We start from the raw sequence: 2775 nt of genomic DNA, 5'->3' as shown, positions 1-2775 counted from the left end.
GCGCCAGCCGGTAAAGCCAGCGTTCCAGACCACCGGCCAGCCGGAAGTAGGCGGGGTCGAGGGTGAGGACGCGTGAGCAATCGCAAACACCTTCCATGAACCAGATCGGCAGGGTCAGCGACACACCCTCCGATCTGGAAATTCCCAGGTCGCTGATCCAGGCGAAGGATTGCGCCGGCCAGTCGGGAGGGGGCGTAGACTGGTAGCGACCCGCGTGCCTTCCAAACGCACCAGAGCACCGCGAAGACGGCGGTACTGGTGCGCACTGTCCGCCCAGCCAAGATCGTGGAACAATTGCCACGGCGTGAAACGGACATGGCGTGATACCCAACGGCCATGATTGAGAGCCTCGACAATCTGGCCCGCGAGCCAGAGCAACACGTCGGCATCCCAGATTGTGGCCATACCTTCGTCCCCCGATGCCCGGACGATCACATTGATCTGTCGGGACCGGTAACGGATCGGCTCAAAGCGCGGGCGTCTCGCCAGTGCGAAGAACGGTCGGCCCATCAGATCGCGCTGGTCACGCGGGCTCGCCGGTCCACTGACCACGAAGCGGCGGTCTGGCTCCCGCCAGCTTTCATCGGCGGCCATCACAGGCTCTCCCGTTCTTCGGGGGTCAGTGGGCGCGCCGGAAAGACACGGCTCGACGTCGTTTCCGACGGTGAATGGCGCGCCCCCCCGGCGGTCCAGGCCATCATGTCCTCGACGGAATACAGAACCCGCCCGCCGACTTTCCGGTAGAGCGGCCCGGTGCCGTAGGTGCGGTGTTTTTCGAGCGTGCGAAGCGAGATACCCAGAAACCGGGCCGCCTCACGAACACGCATCAGGCGTGGTGCGATCGCCATGACCATGTCTCCTTTTCCATGTAGCACCCGGCGAAGAGCGGGGCGTCTGGAGGGACGCTGGTGGATAATCGGCGGCTCAGGGAATGGACGTTTTTATCGACAACAAAATCGTCCACGAAACGAAACAGGAACCAGTCCTTTTCACCACCCGAACACCGCCGTTTGCCACACGCCTTCGAAAATACGTTCCGGCAAAACAATGCGGACGGATGCGGCCCTGCGCTCACCTGCGGCGCGTCAGTGGATAGCCCATGAGATCGCGGTAACTGCCTTCAATCAGCCGGTCCGCCAGATTCTTGAGACGACGGAACCGCCCACGGCCGGAAATATCGGGCCAGTCATAGACGCGTGCCGTCGGTTCACCGAGAAGACGATCGGCGATCACCCTTTCGCTGCCCATGGCAAGAGCGTCTTTGACACGAAGGGCGAGAATGTGGCGTGCGATGGACTGCGCCGACATCCTGTGCCAGGGACCGGGATCTGGGAAACCCGCGAGCACCCGCCAGAAGCGGATTGTCTCGTGAGCCCGCAATGGCGTGAATCTGTCATAAGTCAGTTCGAAAACATAATGGTGCGGCCCCGGCCATTGGTGTTTCATCCAGAGTTGCCAGGTCACGCCAGCACAGACACAACAGATGTAGATTCCATCGTGTGTTTCGACGAAACGCACATCGGACAGCGCCTGGAGATCGAGACGGCGTGGGGTCAGCGTCTGAGCTGGCGGCAATGGCCGGATGACCAGGATCGTCGGCAGGGCCAGACGCGACCAGAGCGCGGTCAGCGCGCTGAATCGCTGATCAGGATCGGCGGCGAAATCGCGGACCCCAGCGGCGGGCGAATTCCGCCTGGGCCGGATCGTCGGGAGACAGGTCTGCGCAGGCGCGCTGTTCGTCGCGATAGCGACGATTGCGCCGAAGGTATTCCCAGCCGAGTTCCGCCGGGATCGCGTTGCGCAGATACTCGTACCGCGCCTGGTCGTGCCAGTGTGCTCCGGGCATGATGCCCTCCCTCGTTTGCCTGAGAACGGGTGGCGACGCCTGCCCGGACGTTCAGTATCCACGGCGCGTCATCCGATGAGAACCCGGCAATTGGAGATCATATGATCGTGGCGAACGATTGAAAAACTCCGTATTGCTTCGCCGTAAACCGGAAGCCCCCCGTCAGGCGGGGGGCTCGGCATCGCGTCGGGCAAGCGCCTCCTTGAGTTCGCGTTCAATCTGCCGGCGCTCGCGACGGCTGAGGTGAAAGCTGGTCAGTTCGGCGCGCAGCATCTGGATGTGGTCGTATAGCGTGGTCATCGTCCTGCTCCTTCCGTTTCTCGAAGACAGGACGGACGGCTCATGCCGGGGCGGACCGGGTCAGGGATCGCCGTCAGGCGACCGGCCTGCCGGCGCGTGGGGGAGCCGATTTTGTTCGGCGTGCCCGGCAACGGGTACGTCGGGCAAAATTGGGGGGACCACGCGTCCTTGACGCGGTTCGCCCTCGCGCATGGTACAATGGGAAGGCTGAGGGAAAGCCTCGTATTCCGCCTGCGTCTCACGTGGGGCGACCAGCGCTGCCGTCCCGCCCCGGAAGAGCACGTGGAAAAAAAGACCAGGAAGGCCCCGCCCGGGGAGACCGGGCGGGGTTGGTGGTGGGGAGCTTACTCCCCGTTCCGGCTGCGCGGCCGGGTCCAGATCAGGGAGTAGCCCTCGCCATCCTCGTCGGTGAACAGGTTGGCGAAGATCGGGGCGGCGAAGGAGGGATCATCCAGCTTCAGGCTCAGATAGGTGCGGCCTTCGCTGGAGCGGCGGGTCCAGGCTGCACCGAGTTCAATCCTGCCCAGATAGACGCGGTAGTTGGGGGCGTTGTCGTTGGGACGGTTGGTTTCCACCACCAGGCGGACGTTGCGGGCCTGCAGGGCCAGGGTGACGATTTCGCCTTCGAA

7 protein-coding genes are annotated in these 2775 nt (G+C 63.5%); all 7 read right to left on the bottom strand.

All coding sequences use genetic code 11. The annotated features are described in order from the left end of the window. Nucleotides 1-124 (bottom strand): replication initiator protein A (locus ABF821_RS20665; RefSeq protein ID WP_415531430.1); only part of this gene is annotated, 124 nt, incomplete at its 3' end. Further along, entirely contained in the window at nucleotides 115-594 is a 480-nt protein-coding gene (locus ABF821_RS20660) for a replication initiator protein A (RefSeq protein WP_415531429.1), read from the bottom strand. The genes ABF821_RS20660 and ABF821_RS20665, both read right to left, overlap by 10 nt. Then, the gene (locus ABF821_RS20655) at nucleotides 594-854 is read right to left on the bottom strand and encodes a helix-turn-helix transcriptional regulator (protein WP_215762544.1); all 261 of its coding nucleotides are present in this window, start codon (nucleotides 852-854) and stop codon (nucleotides 594-596) included. Before ABF821_RS20655 ends, ABF821_RS20660 begins: the two co-directional genes overlap by 1 nt. A 217-nt stretch (nucleotides 855-1071) precedes the next feature. Beyond that, entirely contained in the window at nucleotides 1072-1518 is a 447-nt protein-coding gene (locus tag ABF821_RS20650; protein ID WP_415531428.1) for a DUF2285 domain-containing protein, read from the bottom strand. Nucleotides 1519-1645: 127 nt separating this feature from the next. Then, nucleotides 1646-1846 carry a transcriptional regulator domain-containing protein gene (locus tag ABF821_RS20645; RefSeq protein ID WP_144032620.1) on the bottom strand — a complete coding sequence of 67 codons (201 nt, stop codon included), beginning with the start codon at nucleotides 1844-1846 and terminating at the stop codon, nucleotides 1646-1648. Nucleotides 1847-2008: 162 nt separating this feature from the next. Further along, the gene (locus tag ABF821_RS20640) at nucleotides 2009-2146 is read right to left on the bottom strand and encodes a hypothetical protein (protein WP_415531427.1); all 138 of its coding nucleotides are present in this window, start codon (nucleotides 2144-2146) and stop codon (nucleotides 2009-2011) included. Nucleotides 2147-2490: 344 nt separating this feature from the next. Continuing rightward, on the bottom strand, nucleotides 2491-2775 hold a 285-nt coding region (locus ABF821_RS20635), incomplete at its 5' end, for a DUF736 domain-containing protein (RefSeq protein ID WP_415531426.1).

This window comes from Gluconacetobacter sp. (assembly GCF_047721585.1).
GTDB lineage: Bacteria > Pseudomonadota > Alphaproteobacteria > Acetobacterales > Acetobacteraceae > Gluconacetobacter > Gluconacetobacter dulcium.
This window is presented reverse-complemented; position numbering and strand designations above follow the sequence as displayed.